This is a genomic window from Corynebacterium sp. ES2715-CONJ3 (genome assembly GCF_024814365.1).
Taxonomy (GTDB): Bacteria; Actinomycetota; Actinomycetes; order Mycobacteriales; family Mycobacteriaceae; genus Corynebacterium.
In genome coordinates, this window is the sequence record NZ_JANUXS010000007.1 from 80860 (window position 1) to 105601 (window position 24742).

General features: G+C 53.5%; 19 protein-coding genes. 14 read left to right on the top strand and 5 right to left on the bottom strand.

Annotated features, from left to right (window positions below; all coding sequences use genetic code 11):
• The first annotated feature begins 125 nt into the window (after window positions 1–125).
• A complete protein-coding gene (clpX, locus tag NXT00_RS08880) occupies window positions 126–1409 on the top strand; it encodes an ATP-dependent Clp protease ATP-binding subunit ClpX (RefSeq protein WP_259080225.1) in 1284 nt (427 codons plus the stop codon).
• Here clpX and NXT00_RS08885 read toward each other — a convergent pair.
• A complete protein-coding gene (locus tag NXT00_RS08885; RefSeq protein WP_259080262.1) occupies window positions 1406–2176 on the bottom strand; it encodes a TetR family transcriptional regulator in 771 nt (256 codons plus the stop codon). The two genes, clpX and NXT00_RS08885, sit on opposite strands and share 4 nt — an antisense overlap.
• Before the next feature lie 503 nt (window positions 2177–2679).
• Here NXT00_RS08885 and NXT00_RS08890 point away from each other — a divergent pair.
• The 4 genes from NXT00_RS08890 to NXT00_RS08905 all read left to right on the top strand — a co-directional run bounded on the left by NXT00_RS08890 (window position 2680) and on the right by NXT00_RS08905 (window position 8468).
• Window positions 2680–3660 carry a malate dehydrogenase gene (locus NXT00_RS08890; protein WP_259158759.1) on the top strand — a complete coding sequence of 327 codons (981 nt, stop codon included), beginning with the start codon at window positions 2680–2682 and terminating at the stop codon, window positions 3658–3660.
• Between the two features lie 83 nt (window positions 3661–3743).
• Window positions 3744–6446 carry a valine--tRNA ligase gene (locus NXT00_RS08895; RefSeq protein ID WP_259080230.1) on the top strand — a complete coding sequence of 901 codons (2703 nt, stop codon included), beginning with the start codon at window positions 3744–3746 and terminating at the stop codon, window positions 6444–6446.
• Window positions 6443–8047 carry a folylpolyglutamate synthase/dihydrofolate synthase family protein gene (locus tag NXT00_RS08900; protein ID WP_259080231.1) on the top strand — a complete coding sequence of 535 codons (1605 nt, stop codon included), beginning with the start codon at window positions 6443–6445 and terminating at the stop codon, window positions 8045–8047. Before NXT00_RS08895 ends, NXT00_RS08900 begins: the two co-directional genes overlap by 4 nt.
• A 1-nt stretch (window position 8048) precedes the next feature.
• The gene (locus NXT00_RS08905; RefSeq protein WP_259080233.1) at window positions 8049–8468 is read left to right on the top strand and encodes a DUF4233 domain-containing protein; all 420 of its coding nucleotides are present in this window, start codon (window positions 8049–8051) and stop codon (window positions 8466–8468) included.
• Window positions 8469–8489: 21 nt separating this feature from the next.
• Here NXT00_RS08905 and NXT00_RS08910 read toward each other — a convergent pair whose 3' ends face one another.
• Window positions 8490–9941: a metallophosphoesterase family protein gene (locus NXT00_RS08910; RefSeq protein ID WP_259158761.1), complete on the bottom strand. Its 1452-nt coding sequence runs from the start codon at window positions 9939–9941 to the stop codon at window positions 8490–8492.
• 133 nt (window positions 9942–10074) lie between these two features.
• Here NXT00_RS08910 and ndk point away from each other — a divergent pair, with 133 nt between their 5' ends.
• On the top strand, window positions 10075–10485 hold the full coding sequence (gene ndk / locus NXT00_RS08915) for a nucleoside-diphosphate kinase (protein WP_259080237.1): 411 nt from the start codon (window positions 10075–10077) through the stop codon (window positions 10483–10485).
• Window positions 10486–10537: 52 nt separating this feature from the next.
• Here the strand turns inward: ndk and NXT00_RS08920 are convergent, their stop codons facing one another.
• From NXT00_RS08920 to NXT00_RS08930, 3 genes are all read right to left on the bottom strand, one after another.
• Window positions 10538–11233, bottom strand: a complete 696-nt coding sequence (locus NXT00_RS08920) for an anti-sigma factor (protein WP_259080239.1) — start codon at window positions 11231–11233, stop codon at window positions 10538–10540.
• Window positions 11223–11792: a sigma-70 family RNA polymerase sigma factor gene (locus NXT00_RS08925; RefSeq protein WP_259158762.1), complete on the bottom strand. Its 570-nt coding sequence runs from the start codon at window positions 11790–11792 to the stop codon at window positions 11223–11225. Before NXT00_RS08925 ends, NXT00_RS08920 begins: the two co-directional genes overlap by 11 nt.
• Before the next feature lie 87 nt (window positions 11793–11879).
• On the bottom strand, window positions 11880–12113 hold the full coding sequence (locus NXT00_RS08930) for a hypothetical protein (RefSeq protein WP_259158763.1): 234 nt from the start codon (window positions 12111–12113) through the stop codon (window positions 11880–11882).
• Between the two features lie 445 nt (window positions 12114–12558).
• Here NXT00_RS08930 and NXT00_RS08935 point away from each other — a divergent pair, with 445 nt between their 5' ends.
• The 8 genes from NXT00_RS08935 to NXT00_RS08970 all read left to right on the top strand — a co-directional run.
• On the top strand, window positions 12559–14232 hold the full coding sequence (locus tag NXT00_RS08935) for a cytochrome c biogenesis protein CcdA (protein ID WP_259080263.1): 1674 nt from the start codon (window positions 12559–12561) through the stop codon (window positions 14230–14232).
• A gap of 556 nt (window positions 14233–14788) precedes the next feature.
• Window positions 14789–17791, top strand: coding sequence for a translation initiation factor IF-2 N-terminal domain-containing protein (locus tag NXT00_RS08940; protein WP_259158764.1), 3003 nt, complete (start codon window positions 14789–14791; stop codon window positions 17789–17791).
• 199 nt (window positions 17792–17990) lie between these two features.
• Complete coding sequence (gene rplU / locus NXT00_RS08945; RefSeq protein ID WP_259080247.1) at window positions 17991–18296, top strand: 50S ribosomal protein L21; 306 nt, start codon at window positions 17991–17993, stop codon at window positions 18294–18296.
• A gap of 41 nt (window positions 18297–18337) precedes the next feature.
• Window positions 18338–18607, top strand: a complete 270-nt coding sequence (gene rpmA, locus NXT00_RS08950) for a 50S ribosomal protein L27 (RefSeq protein ID WP_259080249.1) — start codon at window positions 18338–18340, stop codon at window positions 18605–18607.
• A gap of 199 nt (window positions 18608–18806) precedes the next feature.
• Entirely contained in the window at window positions 18807–19076 is a 270-nt protein-coding gene (locus NXT00_RS08955; protein ID WP_259158765.1) for a hypothetical protein, read from the top strand.
• A 302-nt stretch (window positions 19077–19378) separates the two neighbouring features.
• Entirely contained in the window at window positions 19379–21445 is a 2067-nt protein-coding gene (locus NXT00_RS08960; protein ID WP_259158767.1) for an Ig-like domain-containing protein, read from the top strand.
• 26 nt (window positions 21446–21471) lie between these two features.
• A complete protein-coding gene (locus NXT00_RS08965; RefSeq protein ID WP_259158769.1) occupies window positions 21472–23028 on the top strand; it encodes a carboxypeptidase-like regulatory domain-containing protein in 1557 nt (518 codons plus the stop codon).
• Between the two features lie 255 nt (window positions 23029–23283).
• Window positions 23284–24742, top strand: a 1459-nt coding sequence (locus tag NXT00_RS08970; RefSeq protein WP_259158770.1) for a hypothetical protein, incomplete at its 3' end; no start/stop codon positions are given.

Consider the following 24742-nt stretch of genomic DNA (forward strand, 5'->3'; position numbering starts at 1 on the left):
CTAGAGCCAGCCCGCCACGTGGATATTCCCGTGGCGGGTTGTTTCGATGCTGCCTCATCCAGGTAGCATCGACTAAAGTAAGTAGAGCACCCTTCAACGATGTGAAAGCGAAATCTTTATCTCTTATGACAACGCACAAGCACAGTAGCTCTGACCTCCTCAAGTGCTCTTTCTGTGGAAAGAGCCAAAAGCAAGTGAGAAAACTCATTGCTGGCGGTGGCGTATTCATTTGTGATGAATGTGTGGAGCTGTGTAATGAAATCATGGAGGAGGAGCTAGGATCCGGCCATGAGAGCGAGGAAAAGGATTCCAGTCTACCTAAGCCCTCGCAAATCTCTGCCTTCCTCGACGAATTTGTGATTGGACAAACCGCTGCCAAGCGCACATTGAGTGTGGCAGTGTACAACCACTACAAGCGAATCAAAGCAGAGGAAACCCGCTCGCTGTCTTCGCGCAAGGCTGAAGAAGAGACGGAGCTCGAGAAGTCGAATATTCTTCTGCTTGGCCCCACCGGATCCGGTAAGACATATTTGGCGCAAACCCTGGCGCGCAAACTCGATGTGCCCTTTGCTATCGCCGATGCCACAAGCCTGACTGAGGCTGGCTATGTGGGCGAAGACGTTGAGAATATTTTGCTGAAATTACTGCAAGCGGCTGATTTCGATGTGGAGCGGGCTCAACGCGGAATCATCTACGTTGACGAGATTGATAAGATTTCACGCAAATCCGAAAACCCCTCAATCACCAGGGATGTGTCCGGTGAAGGCGTCCAGCAGGCATTGCTAAAAATTCTCGAAGGAACGGTGGCTGCCATTCCGCCCCAAGGTGGACGCAAGCACCCCAATCATGAACTTATTCACATGGATACGTCAAAGATTCTCTTTATCGTGGCAGGTGCTTTTGCCGGCCTCGACAAGGTCATTGAGGAACGAGTATCTAAGCGCAGCCTAGGCTTCGGCGCTGATATTAAGAGCCGGGAGGAACGGGAGAACTCTGATATTCTGCGCCAGGTTCAGCCAGAAGATCTGGTTAAATTCGGCCTCATCCCAGAATTTATTGGCCGCTTGCCCATCGTGGCTTGGGTCGATCACCTTGATAAGCAATCATTGGTAGATATCCTTACCAAGCCGCGCAATGCTTTAGTTAATCAGTACCGTCGTCTCTTCGAGATGGATGGTGTCAATCTTGAATTTGAGCCGGAAGCCTTAGAAGTTGTGGCTGAGCAGGCTCTAGAGCGTAAAACCGGAGCTCGTGGCCTGCGCGCCATCATGGAGGAGATCCTCGGGGAAACTATGTTTGAAATTCCCGACTCCTCAGATATCTCTCAAGTTGTGATCACAGCAGAGGCGGCCCGCAAAGAGGGCTCACCGAAGATCGTCAACGCCGATCCCTATCAGTTCATCGCCTAAAAGAGATCAGATCCGAAGTTGTAGTTTTCGCTCCCGGTGTCATAGTGAGGAAAATCCAATACCTCGCCGGTCTCCAAATTGGCACTGGAGCTTAAATAAGAGGTTTGCTCTGGGGTTTTGAGATGTGAGGTGAGGAAGGCCAACACGCTGTCAGCGGCCATGCGCGCCATTCCTTGAGTATTAGCTTCGTTGAGCAGATCCACGTTATACAGATTAATGGTGGTCTCATGGGTGATCACGCGGAAAACGGCGAGCGAAGAAATGAGCGTAAATACGTCCTGGGCTGAGATACCGGGGCGGAATGCTCCGGCGTCCTGACCGAGCATCAGGAGTTTGTCCAATTGGAGAGTGATCGCTGATTGGTCCATGAGTGGGGGGAGTTCATGGATATGGAGGTAGTGCATGATATTTTCCAGGCACAGAAGGCGAATTGCCTCCGGGTGCTGACAGAAGCGAGTAAATACTGCTTCTACCACCTTGCGAACGCCGTCGACTGGCACCTGAGAATCTAACTCGAGCTCCTCAACGGGAGGTCGGAGGTAGTGGATGCAGAGGGCGAGGCTGCGGTGGTAGAGCCCCTTTTTATCGCCGAAGTGATAGTGGATCATGCGCTTGGACATGCCAGATTCTTTAGCAATAGCTTCGAGTTTCGTATCGGTAAACCCCAGTTCGGAGAATTTCTTTAGAGCGATATCGAGAACGAGTTCAGGTGTAGCTTCGGAGACGGAAGAATCTGAGGCCGCCTGGGGCTCCGAGGGATGAGTGATGGCCTTGTCCTTGGACACTCCGGATCTCCTTGGGTTGAATGGGATATAGATGATAGTCAGAGAGAAGCGCAATAATCGTGGATTATCCCTGATAATGCGGTGACATAAGTCGATGCGATCGTCGAAGCGATCGCGAAAGAGATCACCGTAAAAACTAGGCTTCTGCCCTAAATGTAATTTAGCTGATGAGTCTTCTTTTGTACTTATGGGAACCGTTGCGTCCTATTATAGGACGTCTTTCGGGGGTGATTTTCAACTTTTCGGCCGGTAGTTAAGAAATTTTTGGGAAATAGTTCTTCGTTTCTCAGATAGCATGTTTTATTGACAATGGGGTGTGAGCAATCTCTTAGCGGCAATAGCTGGCATTCGGGGCTTCTTCTAGTTTTTCCCTCACCACACTATTAGGCTGAAAGTTGTCATGTGCGCGCCAACTATGCGCCGACGCCTTATTGCCTAAGACAGGTAGATCAACCAGTCTTTAACTATTTTCCCAAGGAGTATCCATGAGTCATCAGACTAAGAAGATCGCCGTTACTGGTGGAGCAGGCCAAATTTCCTATTCGCTTCTGTGGCGCATTGCCAACGGCGATGTCTACGGCCCCAACACCCCTATTGAGCTGAACCTTCTGGAGATCCCACAGGCAGTCGGTGCCGCTGAGGGCGTAGCTATGGAGCTCAACGACTCAGCCTTCCCACTACTGAAGAAAGTGACTGTCACTGATAAAGCCGACGTGGCCTTCGACGGCGTCAGCGCAGCCTTCCTGGTTGGTGCTAAGCCACGTGGTGCCGGAGAAGAGCGCGCTGATTTGCTCGCTGCCAACGGCAAGATATTTGGACCACAGGGCAAGGCCATTAACGACCATGCTGCCGATGATATTCGCGTTCTGGTCGTGGGTAACCCCGCCAATACCAATGCGCTCATCGCTATGCATGCCGCCCCTGATGTCCCCAATGACCGCTTCAATGCCATGATGCGCCTCGACCATAACCGCGCTATTTCTCAGCTTGCTGAGAAGCTCGACTGCGATAAGACCGAACTCGAAAAGGTCGTTGTGTGGGGTAACCACTCCGCTACTCAGTTCCCGGATATCACCTATGCCACCATGGGAGATAAGAAGCTCACCGATCTCATCGACCACGAGTGGTACGTTGACCAGTTCATCCCACGAGTAGCTAAGCGCGGCGCTGAGATCATCGAGGTTCGCGGCAAATCCTCAGCCGCCTCTGCTGCATCATCCGCCATCGACCATATGCACGATTGGATTAACGGCTCCAAGGGTTGGGCTACCGCCGCAATTCCATCCGATGGCTCCTATGGTGTGCCCGAGGGCATTATCTACGGTTTCCCCACAATCTCCCACAATGGACAGTGGGAGATTGTGCAGGATCTCGAGCTGTCCGAGTTCCAAAAAGAGCGCATTGCTGCCAATGCCAAGGAGCTGCAAGAAGAACGCGACGCTGTCGCTGACCTGCTCAAGTCCTAGCGAGTAGATGAGATGGTGCCCAGGGTTTTCCTCCTGGGCACCTTTTCTTTGTCCCCCATAGGGAATTATCTAAGATGGTGGGCATGGCTGAAAATAATCGTGCAGATAAGTTGCCCAAAAATTGGGACCCGCAAGCGGTCGAATCCGAGTTATATGAGAATTGGGTCAACAAGGGATATTTCACCCCTGATGCCCACTCTTCAAAGCCCGGCTACTCCATTATGATTCCGCCGCCCAATGTCACCGGCCAACTGCATATGGGCCATGCCCTCGACCACACCCTGATCGATGTGGTCGCTCGCCGCAAGCGCATGCAAGGCTATGAGGTCCTCTGGATGACAGGTATGGACCACGCTGGTATTGCCACCCAGTCCAAGGTGGAGGCCAAACTCTTCGAGGAGGAGGGGAAGAAGCGCTGGGATTATGAGCGCGATGAGTTTATCGCCAAGGTCTGGGAGTGGAAAGAGCAATTCGGCGGAACCATTGGCACCCAGATGCGCGCCTTGGGTGACTCAGTTGACTGGTCGCGCGAACGCTTCACCCTAGATGCGGGGCTATCGCGCGCTGTGCAGACTATTTTCAAAAGCCTTTTCGATCGTGGCTTGATTTACCAAGCTAATCGCCTCGTCAACTGGTCTCCAGTACTGGAAACAGCTATCTCCGATATCGAGGTCGTGTACAAGGACGTCGAGGGTGAATTAGTGTCCATCCGTTATGGCTCACTCAACGATGATGAACCCCACGTTATCGTGGCCACCACGCGGGTAGAAACAATGCTTGGCGACGTCGCCGTGGCCGTACACCCCGAAGACGAGCGATACCGAGAGTTGGTGGGCACCACTTTGCCTCACCCATTTCTCAACGATCGCCAATTGATCGTTATCGCCGATGACTACGTCGATCCTGAATTTGGCACCGGCGCTGTCAAGATCACCCCCGCTCACGATCCCAACGACTACGCCATGGGTCAGCGGCATGATCTGGAGATGCCCAATATTTTCGACTCCACGGGGCATATTGCTCATACTGGCACTGAGTTTGATGGCTTGGATCGTTTTGAGGCGCGGGTAAAAATCCGTGAGGCACTTGCCGCACAAGGGCGCATTGTCAAGGAGCAACGCCCCTATATTCACTCGGTAGGTCACTCCGAACGCTCCGGAGAACCCATCGAGCCGAGGCTGTCACTGCAGTGGTACGTCAAGGTTGATGAACTTGCTCTCATGGCGGGCGATGCAATTCGAGAGGGCGATACCGTTATTCACCCGAAGTCAGCGGAGCCGCGCTATTTCGAGTGGGTCGATGATATGCACGACTGGTGCATTTCCCGCCAATTGTGGTGGGGCCACCGTATTCCCATCTGGTACGGCCCGAATGATGAGATTGTCTGTGTTGGTCCCGATGAGCAACCCCCAGCAGGCTACACACAGGACCCCGATGTTTTGGATACCTGGTTCAGTTCGGCACTGTGGCCGTTTTCCACCCTAGGTTGGCCGGAAAATACCCCAGAATTGCAGAAATTCTATCCCACCTCGGTGCTCATGACCGGTTACGATATTCTTTTCTTCTGGGTCGCCAGAATGATGATGTTCGCGACCTTCGCATCGTCGATAAGTGAAGAGACCCTCAATGGTGGGGCAGCGGGTCGCCCGCAGATACCATTTACCGATATCTTCTTACACGGACTGGTGCGCGACGAGCACGGCCGCAAGATGAGTAAATCGCTCGGTAATGGCATCGACCCCATGGACTGGGTGCGCGATTACGGCGCCGATGCACTGCGCTTTACCCTAGCTCGTGGTGCCAACCCTGGCGTAGATTTGCCTGTTGGAGCCGATTCCGCTCAAAGCTCGCGAAACTTCGCCACCAAACTCTTCAACGCCACCAAATTTGCACTCCTCAACGGTGCTCGCATTGGTGACCTTCCCGCCCGCGAGGAGCTGACAGACGCCGATCGATGGATCCTCGACCGCCTCGAAGACGTGCGCGACCACGTTGATTCCTATCTTGACCGCTATCAATTCGCCAAAGCTCACGAGCTGCTGTACCAGTTCACGTGGGGAGAGTTCTGCGACTGGTATCTCGAGATCGCCAAGGTGCAGATTCCGCGCGATTTCTCCCAGGCAAGTCCTAGCGAGCAGCAGCGTGGCAAGAATACCCAGGTAGTTTTAGGTCGCGTGCTCGATGCCGTGCTGCGATTGCTCCACCCAGCTATGCCGTTCGTGACTGAAACCTTGTGGAAGGCTCTTAGCGATGAGGAATCACTGGTTATCAGTGCCTGGCCCACCACAGAGCTCACCAATGGGGGAGCACCGCGGGATGATATCGCAGCTCGTCGGATCGCAGATATAGAAAAACTCGTCACCGAAATTCGCCGCTTCCGTTCTGATCAAGGCGTTAAACCGAGCCAAAAGGTGCCCGCTGCTGTCGATTTCGCCGCCGCTGACCTGATTGATCAAGAAACCGTGGTGCGTACCCTCGCTAAACTCGATCACCCGAATGAGGATTTCCAGGCCTCCGCCACCCTCGAGGTGCGCTTAGAGGCGGGAACAATAACGGTCTCCCTCGATACCTCTGGAACCGTGGACAAGGAAGCAGAGTGCAAGCGCTTAGAGAAGGATCTCGCCTCAGCTACCAAGGAATTGGAAGGAACCACGAAGAAACTCTCCAACGAGGCCTTCCTCGCTAAGGCTCCAGATGCTGTGGTGGAGAAGATTCGCACTCGCCAGCACCTCGCTGCGGAAGAAGTAGCTAGGATCAGCCGCAAACTGGAAGAGCTACGCTCATGAGTTCACCTTCCGACCAGCCAGATACCAGCCAAGAAGCGGACTATGCGCACCTTGCAGAAGCAGATTTAGGGGGTGAGGATTTCCAGGTCAGTGCCGCGCTTGCCGGTGAGGAAGGCGAGCCTGTGACCTTAGGTGATCTCACCCTTAAGGAGTCGGGCCTCGAGTTGCCATTGACGATCGCAGCGAAACCCGAGCCGCCAGCCCTCGAGATCACTCATGAGGATATGCGCGCGCTTAAAGAGGTCGAAGCCGAGCTTGACCAGCGTTTCAATGAAACAATAATCGATCCGACCTTAGATCGGATCGAATTCCTCATGGATCTCCTCGGACACCCAGAGCGCAGTTTTCCAGCTATCCACATCGCTGGCACTAACGGAAAAACCTCCACAGTTCGAATGGTGGAATCACTACTTCGGGCTTTCCACCGGCGCACTGGGCGCACCACGAGTCCGCATTTGCAGTTGGTTACTGAACGCATTGCTATCGATGGACGCCCGATCCACCCCCGCGATTATGTGCGTATTTTCGAAGAAATCCGCCCCTACGTGGAGATGGCTGATGCCCACAGCGAGGCAGCTGGAGGGCCAAAGCTCTCCAAATTTGAGGTCCTCACAGCCATGGCCTATGCAGCCTTTGCTGATGCTCCGGTGGATGTGGGGGTAGTAGAAGTCGGTTTGGGGGGTCGGTGGGATGCCACCAATGTGATCAATGCTGAGGTGGCCGTGATCATGCCCATAGGCATCGATCACACAGAATACTTAGGGGACACCATCGCCAATATCGCCCAGGAGAAAGCGGGGATTATTAAAACTCGATGGGATCTCGACGATCTACTCGCCCCTAAAGAAAACGTTGCTATTATCGCTGAACAAGAGCCCGAAGCGATGCGGGCGATCTTGGAGTATGCCGTAGATATCGACGCATCAGTCGCTCGGGCAGGGCAGGAATTTTCGGTCATAGAATCCCGCGTTGCTGTCGGAGGTCAGCAACTCACCCTACGCGGACTGGCGGGAGACTATGAGGACATTTTTCTACCACTCTCAGGTGAGCACCAAGCTCGCAATGCAGCTGTAGCCCTCGCCGCGGTGGAGGCCTTCTTTGGGGCCGGCCCTGGCCGCAGCCTCGATCTCAACACGGTAAAGGAAGGCTTCGCCACAGTTCAAAGTCCGGGTCGGCTGGAGCGGGTTCGATCGGCCCCCACAGTATTTATCGACGCCGCCCATAATCCCCACGGGGCGCGTGCACTCGCAACCGCTCTCGAGCGAGACTTTGACTTCCAGCGTCTTATCGGAGTGCTAGCGATCTTAGGCGACAAGGACGCCCGAGGAATTCTTGCAGCTCTAGAGCCCCACCTCGATGAGATCGTCGTCACCCAAAACTCCAGCCCAAGGGCCCTTGATATGAGGGATCTTTACGACCTCGCGGTGGGAATTTTCGGCGAAGAGCGAGTCCATACGGCTCGCGGTCTCGATGGTGCCATTGAATTAGCCGTAGGATTAGCTGAAGACGCCGATATCCAATCTGGTTCAGGGGTTCTTATTACTGGATCAGTTGTAACCGCCGGTGAGGCACGTACCCTGTTTGCAAAGGAGCCTATCTAATATGGCAGAAAACCCCGCCCCCGTTGGCCCCTTAGGAATGGGGCACAAGCCCGTCAACGATCCCCTCAAAGGCCTTCGCGGCGTGATGGCGGGGGCCATGGGGATGGAATCTATTACGTTCTACCTCGTCCTCACCGTCATTCTACGGGTGGATAACGGGGCCTACTGGACCACCTTTAACTGGGTATCGGTTGTGGTTGTCGCCACGGCGATGCTGGTCATGAGCTTCTTGCAGGGGAAGACATGGGCAATTCCAGTCAATATTGGGCTTCAGGTGCTGGGCATTCTCGGATTCTTTATCCACCCATCAATGGGCATTATTGGTATCTTCTTCGCTCTCGTGTGGTGGTATATTCTGCACCTGCGCAAGAATCTACTTGAACGTATGAAGCGCGGACTCTTGACCACCCAGCACCTTTAGCATTCCCTAGAATAGTGTTTCCTAGAAGCGGAGAAGCTGGGGGTTCCGCTGAATAAAAGCGATGATGCCACCTATCAACCCCAGCCCCGACAGAACGCTCAAAATGATGCCGATAATGCTCGAGGTTGAGGAAGTCTGGGCTCCAGGCTTCTCACCACGTCCATCGTCTTCATTCTTGTCCTCCGGCTCCGACTCCGGGCGCCTATCCAGAGTGAAGGCATCAACGAGCGAAGCGTCTGCACTGTTATAGGTGCTCAAAGTCAGCGTCTGAGAATCCACCTCAAGATGGGAGAAATCCGGGGTGGAATCTTGATTGCTGATCGCAACAAATTCCTCGCTTCCTTTCGGCTGCGCAAAATTCGCACCAGTAGGGGAATTTAGCGTCACATAGATGACCTCATTAGCCTCACCAGGTTCAGCGTTTTTGGCAACTCGCAGTGTCTGTCCGGGCCGTGGGGCAAAGCCAGGAGCTGGAGGAACCACCTCAGCACCCTTTAAAAGATGTGTGCGGGTATAGATATCCGCACCGCCAGAAAGCACGAGATCCACGTTGAGCTCCTCGAAGAGAGGACCAAGCTCGGCGCGAACCCGAGTATCAGAGGTTGCGGCCGAATATGGGGGACGCTGGAGCCCAATAATGATCCACTCATGCCCAAACCCGTGGGCTGTGACGGTTTGGCGCAGCCACCCCTTCAGCGTTGCCCAGTCATTGCCAGTCAGAGGTTGATTGCTTAGGTTGAGGCCGATATAGAGGGCGGGGCCGGCGGAGAAATAATAATTTCGAGTGGAGCGCCCCACGCCATTAAAGCTTTCATGAGGGAGCGAAAAATAATAATCAAAATCGGTATTAGGGCTAGACGTGTCGTCGGCAAGCGGCGCAGTTTGCAGACGTGGCATTACCGAGTTGTCGAGAAAGGCTGGGTATCGGGTGCGCGCATAATTCGGATTATTAACTTGGTTACCCAGTGTGAGCAAGGTCGTGGCATTCTCAGCAAAGCCCTCCGCGCGGGCTAATGCCTGCTGCCATTTAGTTCGATCAACGTCGATATCCCGGGCTCCGATTTTAACGTCGCCGAAAACGAGAGCATTAAATTGATCGGCTGAGCCCGTCGTGAAGTAGCGCACCTCGGTCCACTTCGTAGCGCCAAAACCAATGCGATAGGCGTAGCGGGTATCAGGCTGCAGTCCCTCAAAAGTGAAATAGGACTGCGCGCCCAAGAGCTTTTTCTGCGCGTCGCCGTACGCTGCACTGGGGCGAAAATACCCGTTATATAAGTTTGAGGCTTTATCCCACTGAACCTGGATGCGGCCGGTTTCGCCATGTTGGAAACTCAGGCGTGCTGAGGAAGCATTAGTGCCAGGTAGTAAAACCAAGGACGATACCTCGGGGGCTGGTGCCGCCTGGACGGGGGTGAGCAGGGAAGAGCTGAGCGCAAAGCTCGTGAGCGTTGCGGTGAAAAGACGCGTGCGCATAATTCCTTCATATTCGCTATGGGTGGCTGGACGAGGTGAAATAAGGATATCTTAATTGCGCTGGAAAAGACCAGGAAATACCCCATCCTACGATTCTCGAACTCACCATTAAAAAAGGCTAAAATCAGAACGCATGAACGAACGTACACTCATTCTCATTAAGCCCGACGGCGTCGCCCATGGCCATATCGGTGAGATCATCAGTCGCATCGAGCGCAAAGGGCTAAAGATTATAGCTTTGGATTTGCGCTTGGCCAGCGAGGACACCGCCAAGCAGCACTATGCAGAGCATGCGGATAAGCCCTTCTTTACCGAGCTTGTCGATTTCATTACCTCCGGCCCCCTGGTTGCTGGTGTCATTGAGGGGCCGCGAGCAGTGAGCGCCTGGCGACAATTAGCCGGTGGCACCGATCCTGTGGCCAAGGCAACGCCCGGTACAATCCGCGGTGACTTTGCCCTCGAGGTGAATTCCAATGTCGTTCACGGCTCCGACTCGGTTGAATCGGCAGCCAGAGAGATCAAGATTTGGTTCCCCCACCTCTAGAAAGATAAAGCCCAGGATTACCCTGGGCTTTATCTCTTCTTGAATATCGAAGTTAGCTGAGAATAACCTCTGCGAGCATAGTACCTGTAGGTTGTTCCGAACCCGTCATGGGTTCCTCCGTGAGGATCACTTTGACCGTGTGACCATCAAGGGGCATCCACACAGACTGGTGGTCTTCCGGACCAATGACTCCGGCGCTGATCATTTCACCGGCCTGGGTTTGGCTCCACACCTGAATACCCATACCGGGTTGTGTCGCCGCCGCCCCCTGCACCATGGCGCCGGCTTTTTCCATCTGCTTCGAGGCCACAATATCGAGCTGAGCACCGGCCGCATTGACGGTAACCTTCGCCATATCTTCAGATTTCATGATTTCATGCATCTCTGCATGTGGATCTCGGTAGTCCACGGGGGCGGTGGATGGGTTTGTCGACTGGGTTATAGTCGGCACGATCAGCGAGCCGCCGATCACCAGCACGCTCACGGCTGCTAACGAACCCGCGATCATGCCAGAACGATAACGTAGTCCGCCAGGCTTTAGAGTCCGAGGAAGGGGGAGAGGGGCAGCAGGTCTGGTCTCTCGGATCACCGATATATCGGTATCGGCTGGTTCTGAGGCATCCTCACGTGCCAGTTCCGCAAAAATAGCAGCTTTTAGCGAATCGCTCGGCATATGCGGAGGAACCGCTTCAAGAAGAGTTTCGTCTAGAAATTCCTCGTCTGAAGATCGGAGATCTTTATCGCACATAGTGTCCTCCTTCCGGGGTTGAAAGCAGTGCTTGACGGAGTTTCTTAAGGCCATCGCGCACTCGGGTCTTAGCAGTCCCCAAGGGGATATTGGTATGGGCGGCTAGTTCGGGATTGGAAAGGCCACCGAAATAAGATAGGAGCAGAGCGCTACGGTGGGGCTCGCCCACCCGATCGATTGCCCTCCTCAAACGTACAGCTTCGACGCTTGCCAAAGCGGCATCCTCGACACTGTCGAAACGAGTAACGGCATTAAGAGTGGCATCTTTGTGCTCTCGTGACATCTCAGCAGTCATGGAACGCAAACGATCAATCGCGCGGGACCGAGCCATTCTGAGTACCCACGTGCGGGCTGCCGCTTTTGCTGGGTCAAAGCTACCGGCTTTCCGCCATATTTCGATAAAGACCTCTTGAGCGACTTCTTCAGCTAACTGCGGGTTGCGCAATATATGCATACAGACACCCATGACATTCGGCGAAAGTTCGTCATAAAGATCACTGAAGGCACGTTTATCGCCTGCAGCAACGCGCTTAAGCACATCGTCATGGGTGGGGTGCATAGTTTCTGATTGTAAACTCAGATCTGCTAACTCGCCTATCGACGCGCGCACAGACCTGAGATCCTCGCTGGCTGGAGGGGTATAGATCTATTTTTCTTTATCCATTTTGTCGGACTCCATCTTATCCATTTTGTCCATCTTGTCGGACTCCATCTCATCCATCTTGTCCATTTTGTTGGAGTCCATTTTGTCCATCTTCTCCATGGTATCTGACTCTGTAGTGACGGCGGGTGTGCTGGTTGCATCATCACCACAGGCGACGAGCCCAGTGGAAGTGATGGCCATGGCGATGGTGGTTGCTGCAAATTTACGTGAAATCATGAAAACTCCTTAGAGAGCTAACGAGGTGGGAATAGTGGTACGAAGTTTTCTCTCAGCCTGTACGTGCAGAGCAAGGACTTTCTAAGAGAACAAGCACAGCACGGAAAGTGCTTGCCTTTTAGGTAACTTCATATCTATAGGTACGGAGAGCTCGGCACAACGGATTGCGCTTGTGTTAAAAAAAGTTCTTCGCTTTCGCACTTAGGCTCCCATAGGAATGATTGAACAGCGGTGGAGCATATATTTTCTCGTCTTCTATTCATCCTATAAGTGCACGTCAATAAGGTTCTTCCGAAGGGGGCCTGGAAGGGGTCTTGCAACGAGAATCAATCTCTTTCCTTTAGTTCTCCGAATATATGGGTAACGGCCTTTCACAACGATTCTCGTTATTTGGGTGAAAGCTACGTTGAACCATCATCTTCACCATATAAAAGGACACCCTATGATTTTCTCCATGGTCTTTATTGGCCTCCTCGGCGGTATTCTCACCAGCCTGTCGCCATGTATTTTGCCCGTGTTGCCTTTGATCCTTGCTGTCAGTGGCGGCAATAGATGGCGTCCTTACCTCGTTCTCAGTGGGTTGGCCACGAGTTTCGCAGCGCTCACCTTAGTGGGGTCCGTAGCACTCAACGCCTTAAGTTTGCCAGGGTCCACGGTGCGTTGGGTTGGTATCAGCCTGCTCGTTCTTGTTGGTATCGGTATGCTCATCCCTCGTCTTGGCGAGTTGATTCAGGCTCCTTTTGATAAAATCCCGAAGCCGTATTTCCTGCAAAATAAGGTGCGCAACCGCGGCGGCTTCGCTGTTGGTCTTGTTCTTGGAGCTGTGTATGTGCCATGTGCAGGCCCCGTACTGGCAGCGATAACAGTAGCCGCTGCCACAGGGGAGCTCGATGCTCGCATCTTCGTTCTCACTATTTCTTTCGCAATCGGTGCGGCACTCCCTCTTCTAGCTTTCGCGATCGGTGGCAATAAAGTAGGGGAGCGCGTGGATTGGTTCCAGCGTCACCAGGCGGGGATCCGTCGCGGCTCTGGCTTATTAATCATCCTGCTCGCTGTTGCACTGATCTTCAACGCCCCCGCCGCTATTCAACGCGCCCTCCCGGATTGGACCTCTTCAGCACAGCACGCTCTCGGGGAGCAGGTTGATAAGGTTCGAGAATCAGGCAATACACCGCGCCAGAAGGGTGACCTTGAGTACTGCCGTCGACAAGAAGACGCGACCCACGCTCACGACTGCGGCAAGTTACCCGCCTTCGAGGGGCTAGAGAACTGGTTCAACACTCCCGGTCCGATCGACCCGCACACATCCGGCAAAGTCACCTTCGTCGACTTCTGGGCCTATGCATGTATCAACTGCCAACGCGCAAACGAGCACATAACGAAACTCTATGACACCTATAAGGACTATGGCCTCGACGTGATTGGCATTCACGCCCCCGAATACTCCTTCGAGGAAGATATCAACAATGTTAAGGCCGCGGCTCGCGATACTGGCATCAACTACCCCGTCGTACAAGATAATGATTTCCGTACGTGGAAGAATTTTAATAACAGGTACTGGCCAGCCCACTACCTCACCGACCACACGGGTACTGTGGTGCAGATCCACGAAGGCGAAGGCAAGTATGCCGAGACTGAAACCCTGATTCGCCAGCTCCTTGTGGATCGTGACCCCACCATCACACTGCCAGAACCAGTAGAGAATAACGTGGTGGAGGCTCTACGCGAGCCGAGAAGCCCAGAAACCTATCTCGGTGCCCGCCGGTCGAAGTACCAAGCTAACCCGAGTGCTGGAACTGGGCTCATCGACTATGGGTCTGCTCAGACGCCGCAGCTTGGCTTTTATTCCCTCGCAGGGACATGGGACATAGGGCCAACGAGTATCAAGCCCGCATCACCCGAGGCAGCAATCAAGTTGAACTTCCAGGCCAAGTGGGTCCAGCTGGTGCTCTCTGGCACCGGAACAGTAACGGTCGAGCGCGAAGACGGCACAGTTAAAACCTTCACTATCACAAGCGATGGCAGCCTCGATATAGTCCGGGATCCTAATAACCACACGGAGCTCATCACTATTACCCCCACCGCAGGTCTGGAGCTCTACTCGTTCACTTTCGGTTAGATAAAAAATTTTAGGGGCGTGGCGTGGATACGATCACATCACGCCCTCTTGTGGTCTCTAGACACGTGCGCATGAGGTGTAGTTTCTCTCAGGAAGAGTGTTAGCTGCACAAAATTTTTGGTTCTATGGAACAATAGGCACTGGCGCATCACCACTGCCACTTTCTAATTAAGGAAAGGGACGAGCCTGATGGAAATAATCATCAGGGATTCCGAGGAGATCGCTTTTATAACTGAATATGACCACAACGACCGTGTAGTAGCCGAGGTGACAGAATTGCTCGGATGAGCACAGCGTTGGAAAAAACTTATAAAAATATAGGCTTCGAAGTGTGCAAGCTGCTCTGCGATGGCTGCAGATTCTGAGATAACTAGCAGGATTTGCGCCCGGGGAATTTAAGGCGGCACATTCATTCCTAGCACTCAAGAATACGGTGCCGGGCTATGGGCGCGAGAATCATCGCGCTAGTTGGATGAGTTTTTGCTCCCGCGCGCACCAGTTGCTCAATCCCCGCTAAGGCTACTCCCACACAATTAATTTCGGGAGAACGTCAATCGTGATTGACCTAAAACATATTAACGAATCTGCACTGCCAGAAAAGATTCGAGTCTACGCACTTGCCCAAGAACTAGGATTAAAATCCGGCGAGCTCATCAAGGAGCTCAAGGCCGTGGGCGTGAACAAGGCTGCTCAGTCTAACCTGTCACGTGCTGAGTACACGCAGCTTTTCGCTGCCCTGCGCTCGGGCGGAAACCAGGGCGAAAGCTCAAAGGACAAGACCGACGATTATACCGACGAGGAAAAACTGCGCTACCGCGTTGAGAAGAATGTAGAAAATGAGATCCACCAGATCGAAGAGAAGGTGGATAAGGAACTGCAAGAATCGCTACCGGCCACCGAGGAAGATGATCTCAGCACCATACTCGCCGATATCGACTCCGAGGTTAATTCCGGGGTTGATCTAGAACCGATTATCACCCCGCCACCAGCGCGTGTGGAGTTCCAGGTTCCGCAGTTCCTAGCACCCGCTGTCGAAGTAGACGCTGAGGTAGAAGATGTAAGTACCGCTGACACCGAGGACGACGAGGATGCAACCTTATCGAAGAAGCGTCGCCGTGGTAAGCGAGGTACCGGCCGTGGGCGCAAAAATGCCAGCCCAGAATCAGTAGAGGTCGATGACGATGATGTGGAATTACCGGATGAACCGACAGCCCTGAGAGGATCTACACGTCTCGAGGCGCAGCGCCGCCGACGCGTGGAAATGCGCGAAGAATCCCGCAAGAAGCGACATATTGTGTCCGAGGCTGAATTTCTAGCGCGCCGGGAATCCGTCAAGCGGACCATGGTGGTGCGTGAACGTGAACGCTTCGATGCCGTGGGTATGGTAACTCAGGTAGGCGTACTAGAAGACGAGCTGCTCGTGGAGCATTTTGTGACCTCTGATGCGCAGGCCTCCATGATCGGGAATATTTATCTAGGACGTGTTCAAAATGTCCTACCATCAATGGAAGCGGCATTTATAGATATCGGACGAGGCCGCAACGGAGTGCTCTATGCAGGCGAAGTAGACTGGCGCTCGGCTGGACTTGGGGGGCGTCAACGCAAAATCGAGCAAGCCCTCAAATCCGGCGACCAGGTGCTCGTGCAAGTGGTCAAAGACCCTGTGGGCCACAAGGGTGCGAGGTTAAGCACTCAAATTTCGCTCGCCGGACGCTATTTGGTCTATGTTCCAGGCGGACGCTCAGCAGGAATTTCGCGTAAACTTCCAGCACCGGAGCGCAAACGTTTGAAGCATATCCTGCGCAAGGTGGTCCCTGGTGACGGAGGTGTCATTATTCGCACGGCCGCCGAGGGAGTATCCGAAGAGGCAATCTCAGCCGATGTGAAACGTCTGCACCAACTCTGGGAGCAGATTGAGCACACCACACAGGCTGAAAAAGACTCGAAGGGAGCCAAACCGGTAACGCTCTATGAAGAGCCAAATATGCTGGTCAAGGTAATCCGAGATCTCTTCAACGAGGATTTTTCCACGCTGGTGGTCGACGGTGCGAAGGCATGGAATACCGTTCACGCTTATATTAAATCCGTAGCCCCTGATCTACTGGATCGGCTAGAAAAATTTGATCGCAATGCTCATGACGGTAACGATGCTTTCGAAGCTTTCCGTATTAATGAACAGATTCACAAGGCCCTCTCTCGCAAGGTGTGGCTGCCTTCTGGCGGCACTCTCGTCATTGACCGCACCGAGGCGATGACTGTCATCGACGTGAATACCGGTAAGTTCACCGGTCAGGGCGGCAATCTTGAAGAAACCGTAACGAAGAATAATCTGGAAGCCGCTGAAGAGATTGTGCGCCAGATGCGGCTGCGTGACCTCGGCGGCATGATTGTGGTTGATTTCATCGATATGGTGCTTCCTGAAAACCAGGATTTAGTCCTCCGACGCCTTACTGAGGCACTCGGGCGTGATAGGACGCGCCACCAAGTCTCCGAGGTAACCTCGCTTGGCTTGGTGCAGATGACGCGTAAGCGGCTTGGCACCGGTTTGTTGGAAACCTTTGCTACAGACTGTGAGCACTGCGAAGGTCGTGGTGTCATTGTCCACGATGACCCAATTGAACACCGCGAATCGGTTCACGAATCCCGCGGCTCTCGCAGCCCTAAACAGCAGGATCCGAAGCAACACCCCGCAGTGGTCGCAATGGACCACCACGAGGAGACGGAAGATCACGCGCCAACTATCGAGGAGCTAGCTGCCGCGGTAGTGGCTGTGCCCATGGAGGACGAAAAGCCTGCAAAGACCAGGCGTCGTCGGGGCGTTAAAAAGCATGCTGAGCCGGAGATCGAAGAATTCGAGGCCATTATCGAAAGCGCCATCGATATAGCTGATGCCGAAGATCCCGATCAGCCGACGGGCGCAGACTACCTGCCGCACACTTACGAGGAAGCGATCGCTGATTTTGAGAAATCGCCGCGCCGGAAGCGCAAGGTGCGTGGGAACTCTACCAGCGACACTCCGCCGCAGCGTAGTGACTTCGCCAGTGAGCTCGCAGCCCAGGCCGAAGAACGAGACCCCAAGGAAGTAGTCCAAGAAAAATCCACACCTCAGCCTTCGCGCGGTCGGCGCCGGGTGAAGAAAACCCACCTAAATCCGAGCGCAGAGAACTCATCGGTAGCCGCAAAGACGACGCAATCTGCGGAGACCGCTGAGTCGCATGACGCCACCCAGGCACCAGACTCACATCATGATGATGCAGTGGTGAGGCGGCGGAAAACGAAGCGAAGAGTTGTCAAAACCCAGCGGCCTCAAGAGTCCCTGCGCGAGGAGTCCAGTTCCACCCGCGAGGAGACCAACTCCAGCCAAGACAAGTCTCAGGCAATGGTGGCGGATGAAAGTGAGGTGCCAACTCACACCAAGCGTCGCGGGAAACGTCGCGTGGTGCGAAAGAAAGCAGAGATGAGTACTCCTCCAAGCCCAGGTGTGAAGGAAGAAGAAACGGTGACAAAGAGCGCCCATACCCGCGGCCGCCGACGCGCTGTGCGTCGTGGGAAGCGCTAGAGTGCTATTTGTCTTTTACTGCCTCTAAAGGGTAGTCTTTGACAGTCGCTGTTTTGAGAATACAATACGACTTGCAAGACCCTCACCTTTGCGGTGTAAGTCCTGTTAAGTAGTGAAAAATCGAAACAGATAAATAAAACGTTAAGTTCACTAGGGGATCTTATCCTCTAGTCCGAGAGAGATAAGGGGTAGCCCTCGTATGTACGCGATCGTCAAGACCGGCGGCAAGCAGTACAAGGTTGCTGAAGGTGACCTCGTCAAGGTCGAGAAGATCGAGGGTGAGCCAGGTTCGTCCGTGGCTCTTACCCCGATTCTGCTCGTCGATGGCGCATCTGTTGTGTCTAAGCCCGAGGAGCTCGCTAAGGTGAGCGTTAATGCTGAGATTGTGGACCTGGTTAAGGGTCCAAAGATCAAGATCCTCAAGTACAAGAACAAGACTGGTTATAAGAAACGTCAGGGTCACCGTCAAAAGTTGACCGTGTTGAAAGTAACCGGCATTAAATAAGGCTCACCGGCCTTTCTAGATTCCTAAAGGAGGGAAACCACATGGCACATAAGAAGGGTGCATCTAGCTCCAGTAACGGTCGCGATTCAGAGGCAAAACGCCTTGGTGTTAAGCGATTCGGTGGCCAGCGGGTCAACGCCGGCGAGATCCTCGTTCGCCAGCGCGGAACCAAATTCCACCCCGGCGAGAATGTCGGACGTGGTGGAGACGATACCTTGTTTGCTTTGGCAGCAGGCTCCGTCGAATTCTCTATCAAGCGTAACCGCCGCACTGTGAATATTGTTCCTGCGGCTGAGACTGTCAGCGCGTAGTATATTTTCTTCATAAAAGCCAAGATCGCCGTTAACCGCGGAGATCTTGGCTTTTATCCTTGCTAGACTATGGGGCGCGCATAGTTATGGATAGTTAAAGGAAGATACCGCCTAGGCCCCTCGTAAGATAGGGGAGCAGGCGATTAGAACGCGCGCAGCCGATAATGCGTTCGCAAACGAAAAGGATGAGAGTTTTTCCATGAAGATCAACCGTGTGGTTCTCAGCACGCTCAGTGCCATTGCCCTCGCTTTGCCGATCTCTACCACTCCCGTTACCGCTGAGTCTATAACCACTTATGCCGCGCAGGCTTCAGGTAGCCACAAGGCTGGCAGTAGCGATAGGCCCCGTACCGACAACGGTAAAACCTTAGAAACTGTTCTTTTAGCACTGGGGGGAACCGTCGGTGTCTTAGCCTTCCTCGCTCTTTTTGCTGCCCCCATTCTCAGGATTATCGGCGTTCGCATTTAAATCGTAGAACGCGAAAGAACCAGCCTAGCGCTGGTTCCTCCTCGTATTTGGCGCTTGACTCACTCTAACTTTGTCTGACCTCGCCTGAGCAGGGACTAGTTTTATGTGCCAGCCCTGTATCCGTCACGTTCTCATGCTCGGCTAGGGGAGAAAGTAGCTGAGCCGTAGATAGCTGAAGTGTGGGAATTCATGGGCCTATCAGGCAACCCTCAGTTGTCGTCCATGTAACATAGTAGGTATATACCTCGACTTATTAGTTAATCCACTATGGAATTATCTTCCAAGAAAAGACGTGATGCCCTATGCATTCAGCTCGATCTCTCTTCACGGCTATAGTTTCGGTGAGCGCAGTAGCTGCCACTCTCTCCATTCCAGGAGCGAGCGCGGCTGTGCGTACATCGACAGTACCCGTGACTTTCCACTGCGATGCTCGTCCGAGTAACGGAGGTCTCTATTTCCCCGTCATGGGCAATTATCCTAGCGATGATTATCAATTAGAACTGCAAGCTACAGTGACTGCTCCCAGTGCTGTGCGTGTGGGGGAAAGCTTCGAGTACACCATCGACCCTACCGTGGCTGGCATCCCCGATCCGCTATATATTCCCTATTTGGGAAGCAATGAAACTCTTGAATTGACCAAGATTTCTCGCGGTAAGATGAATATCACGGTACCCTCTGAGACATCGCTTGAATCAGTAGCTCTCGGGGTGAGCCCCATTGGAACAGTGTCTACGTTCGATCAGTCTTCGCATACGGTCTCTATCCAAGGCGACAGCGATATTGATGGGATCAATTTCGATCGCCCAGCAGCCTTGATCACCTCGTATGCGGTGAGCAAGTTGAAGCACGCTGGCTTTGAAGGCGCATCCAACGGGAGTTACTCCGGTGTAGATTTTCCAGCCGTGAGCTTGCGGCTTACCGCCAATTCAGCCGGCACGATCGCACCCGCCTTCCCGGTGGGGACGAGAGTCATGAATGGGTACACGAGCGATAATTTCTTTTCTTTCTTCGCTTCAGCGTCGTTGCGCAGTCCTAATGATCGTCGAAGCGTGGGAACTGTCGCAGTTCGCTGTGGCGTAGCCCAGGGAGAACTCCCCGCGGTAGAAGTAGTAGAAACCCCTGCTAGGCAAGTTGTTCAGCTCCAGGTGGATGCTAAGGAAAAGGCTGTTAAAGGGGAAACTCTTGCCATGTCGGTGCTTGCTACCGACGCTGAGTCCAACCCCCTAGCCGGTCAAGACGTTTCCCTTATGGTCGGGGACGTAATACTCACTGGAGTTACAGGTAGTGATGGGCGTAGTACCTTCGATTACCGCGCAGATGCGGTCGGTTCCTTCCGCGTTACTGCTACCAGCGATAAAGTAACGTCTGCTGCCCGTACCTTGAATGTTGAAAAGCCTGTTCTCACATTGAGTGTTCCCACCAATTCGGCAACAGTGACTGATTTTATTCCGGTAACCGCGAATGTCTACCAGGCTGACGGTTCGACACCAGCACACCTAGATTCTCTGGATTTATGGGTCAATGATCAGAAAATAACGCTTCATCGTGCGCCCGATGGCTCCTTTAAGTATCCTATTTCGTCTCGCACTCCGGGTCGGGTTATCCTTCGTGCTCAATCAGGTGACTCCTCCAGCGAAGAGTTGGCGCTCTATTTCGATCCACGCAGTGGGATCGTAGCTACTAAGCTCATCCTCGAGGTACGGCCCGACGTTCTCTTCGCAGGTCAGCCCGCTACGTTTATCGCGCGTGCAACCGATGATTACGGTCGTCCGGCGACCCCTCGGAGCGTTAGCTTCTATATAGATGGTGATGAAATCGCGGAAGTAACGCCCAATAGTGATGGAGAGTATCGGTATATTTACTCCACCTTGCCCGCCCGTAGTTTCGAGCTCATTGCTCGAAGCGGCGATCTAGCATCAGCACCGTATTCGGTCGTACCAACGATCCCGCGGCGAGATCCGAATATCCCCCTCGACGAGGCGAGCGAGGTTGAAGTAACGCAACAGATCGGTACCAACTACCTTTCCTATCGAGGAACTGTGCTAGGTCCGAACGGAACTCCCTTGAGCGGATACCGCGTCGATGCCTATGTAAACGGGGCAATTGTCGATAGCTTTAATACCTCCGCAAGCGGTACCTTTAGATATCGTGTGCCGATCGTCGCAGGGGAGCAGTACACCGTGAAATTTGTATCCGGAACAGTCTCATCGAAGGAATTTACCTACCCAGATTCTCAGGCTAGCGATCCCTCTGACTCTTCATCGCAGGAGTCCTCCACAATATGGGCGATTCTCGGTTCCCTTCTGGGGGCTGGGGGATTGTTAGCAGCGATCTACGCTGTGGCACGTCACTTCGGATTAGTAAACTAATGAATAAATAGGAAGGTTATCCACGAGTGAAAAGGATCCTAAGCGCGAGTATCTCATCTTTGCTCGCCGGCCTCTTGATCGCGGCCCCACAGGCTCAGGCCGTAGAGAGTACCACCGATGTAGATTTTGGGTGCCACTTATACAATCCTTCAACCTTATTGCTTAACGGATTCTGGGGCGAGAAATACGGCTTTATATTTCGAGCAAAGGTCTCAGCCCCACAGACCGTCGCAGTAGGAGTACCCTTCACCTATACGGTTGAGCCTGGACGGATAGAATTACCGGCTACGTGGTCCTATTTAGCCGAGCGGCCTCAGGTCACAGAGTTTTCTCGAATTTCTCTAAAGATAGCAGCCCCCTCCCAAGCAGAGCTCGTCAGTGTGGAAAAATCTGCGGGCGGAACAAAAGGCTTAGGGATCACCACCGAGCAAAGAGAAATAACAATTGGAGGCGACCTGACTGTTGCCGACGACGATGCCTTTTCTCGTCTCGATAGCTACGAATCGGGGGGAGTATATGCTAGTGACACCGGTTCGAGCTTTGCCGTGGACATCCCCCCGATTTCCCTGACAATGAAAGCTACTCAGCCGGGTGATCTCGCTCCGGCATTCCCCAAGGCCGCCGACAACCGAAATATCGGACCGGGAAGCTTTTTCAGCGGTTTAGCCAGAATGAATTACCAGGGTCGCCAACAGAATTTCCTAGTCCGCTGCACTCCGATAGCAGCTAATCTTCCGGCGGTAACCGCGGTCGAGCAAGATACCCGCCGCGCGGTTGCCGCAATTTCCTTGGAGTCATCCCTCGATACCCTCGAGGCTGGAAACGAGCTCATGCTCCGTTCGCGGGTGACAGATGCCGCGGGTGGCGGAATACCCGGGCGCTCGGTTGAGTTTCATATCGGGGGGCGTATATTTACCGAAACCACCGATGCCTTAGGGTACGCCCAGTACCAGTTCCGACCCCTCATCACAGAAGACTATCGCGTGCTCGCTCGCGCTGGCGGTAAAGAGGCGTCGGTAACCGTGAAAGTTCTGCCCAACAACGCAGTAAAACCCAAAGCTGCTCAGCCCGCACGCCTCCACCTAGACCCTCCACAATCCAGTTACGAATTTGGAACTCGCATCGAGCTCTCTGCCGACCTAACCTCATCAGATAATCAGCCAGTTACCAACTATCCCGTCTATTTCAATATCTACCGCGCAGAAAGCGGGGCGGTGTATAGAAGCTTTGTGTCCCGCTCGGACACGTTCGGGATGATTTCTCAAGCCATTGAACTCGGTATACCTGGAGCCTTCGAAGTTCAGGCAGTAGCGGGCCTGCAGGGCGAAACCACTTCTCAGGTACTCAGCGACAGGTACGCCTTTACCATTCGCAGCGGAGAAGCCCCCGCACCACCCGCGGTTGAAGGCTCTCGCGAGCCTAGCGCGAGATATACCTCACCACTGGGAAAGATCCTTATAAGTATTGGGTCAATTCTGGGAATTTTAGGAGTGGGAGGAGTGCTATTTGCTATCGCGCGTCACTTCAACCTCGCTCTGCCTAATTTCCCACAGTTGCCGCCTCTGCCACCATTATTCCCCTAGGCAAAAATCAGCGGAAAGAGGGGTACAACTACGATGAAAGTTGTACCCCTCTTTCCGCTTTTTCTTTGACTATTCAAAGGAAGTTTCTGCTGTTTAAGCCTATAATAAGCGCAAGAATCGTCCAGTAGAAAATGTGATGAAATAAAATTCTTCAGCAGTGTAATAAAAATGCCCAATCTAGTGATTAATGTATATGAGGGAGCTTAAGAATTTTGCCCCCGAAATTATCTACGAGAAAGCTAGGTTGTGGCCTCATTGAATACCCCCAAAAAAATTCTCGCCGCACTGCTGGGACCGGTTCTAGCAGCCGGAGTAACCGCGGTACCTGTTCACGCTGATAGTGTCAGCTCCTCACTCGAGATTCCTTTGCGATGTCAAATGAAAGCCGACGCGACGGGTCGTAACCTGAACTCTGGACTTTCCGGCAACTACTCTTCAAGTATCATTTCTTCGGCCACGGTTGATATCGAAGCTCCAGAAACGGCACGTGTAGGTGTGCCTTTCGAGTACAAGTACACCGTCAAAGATCTTGCGGTGACTAAGGAGTATAAATTTGCTGGGTCATTCTGGACCACCAAGTTTGACCTGATTCCAACGGAGATCTCGCGAGCCAGCATCAATATTCATAATCCTTCTGATACGTCTGCGAGTGCGGTTGTGGCCCAAAATGCAGATGATATTAGCGCCACGGTCACCCCTACTGCGGTACGGGTAGCGGCCTATGTCGCTAATGAAAACAACAGCGTCGACGGCCTTAAGAGCGCCCCACTGCGCGGGACTCGCAACAGCGACGGCGCTTTGCAGCTTGACTTCCCTGAGACAACTGTCACCTACACCGCCGCGGAAGCTGGAGATGCTACCCCATCTCTACAGCCTTCGTCAGCGTCCTATGACAATGCTTTCTTTACCGCAATGCTGAGTGCCGATGTGAAAAATGGTGGAGCCGATGCGGTACCCATCAATTTCCTCCTGTGGTGTACCCCCGGAAGCGGGGCCCCAGCGCTGCCGAGCGTCAGTATCCAAGCGGCAGCAACCCCTGAGAAGATCACCCTCGAGGCTCCAGAGTCAGTGGTGACGGACGATCCATTTACGGTCAATGGCCAACTCTTCGATGCGGCTGATCAGGCCGTGGCTGGAGCTGGGGTTACCATCCGCTACGGCACAGAGGAACAGCAAGTACGCAGTAACGATCAAGGTGAGTACACCGCCGAGTTCACAGCGCAAGGTGAAGGTGCTCAGCAAATAGAAGCCGTTGTCACCGATCACCCCACCGTAACCGAGCAAGCGACGATCACCGTCAAAGCTAAAGCTGCTGTGGAGTCGGTTTCAGTGACGGCAACACCAGACCAAGTGGAATCTGGTTCTCCCGTAACGCTACGCGCCGAAGTGACTTATACCCCTGGCGACATCGTCCCAGCGGACAATGTCAGCTTCCACATTGGTAGCACGAAAGTTTCTGCCACCCGCGCGGGCTCCGTGTACACCGCTACCTGGACTCCTCCGCGCGCTGGCACATTTGACGTTAAAACTACTATCGGCGGTGTCGAATCGAACACGGTGTCGTTAGTAGTAACTGGAGGGCAGACTCCTGTTGTTCCTGCGAGTGTTGTGGGGTCTCAGGTGGAGTCTGCGGATTCGTCGGTTGTGACTTTTGTGGTGGCGGATAAAGATGGTGCGCCGCTTGCGGATCAAGAGGTTGTTGTGACTGTTGGTT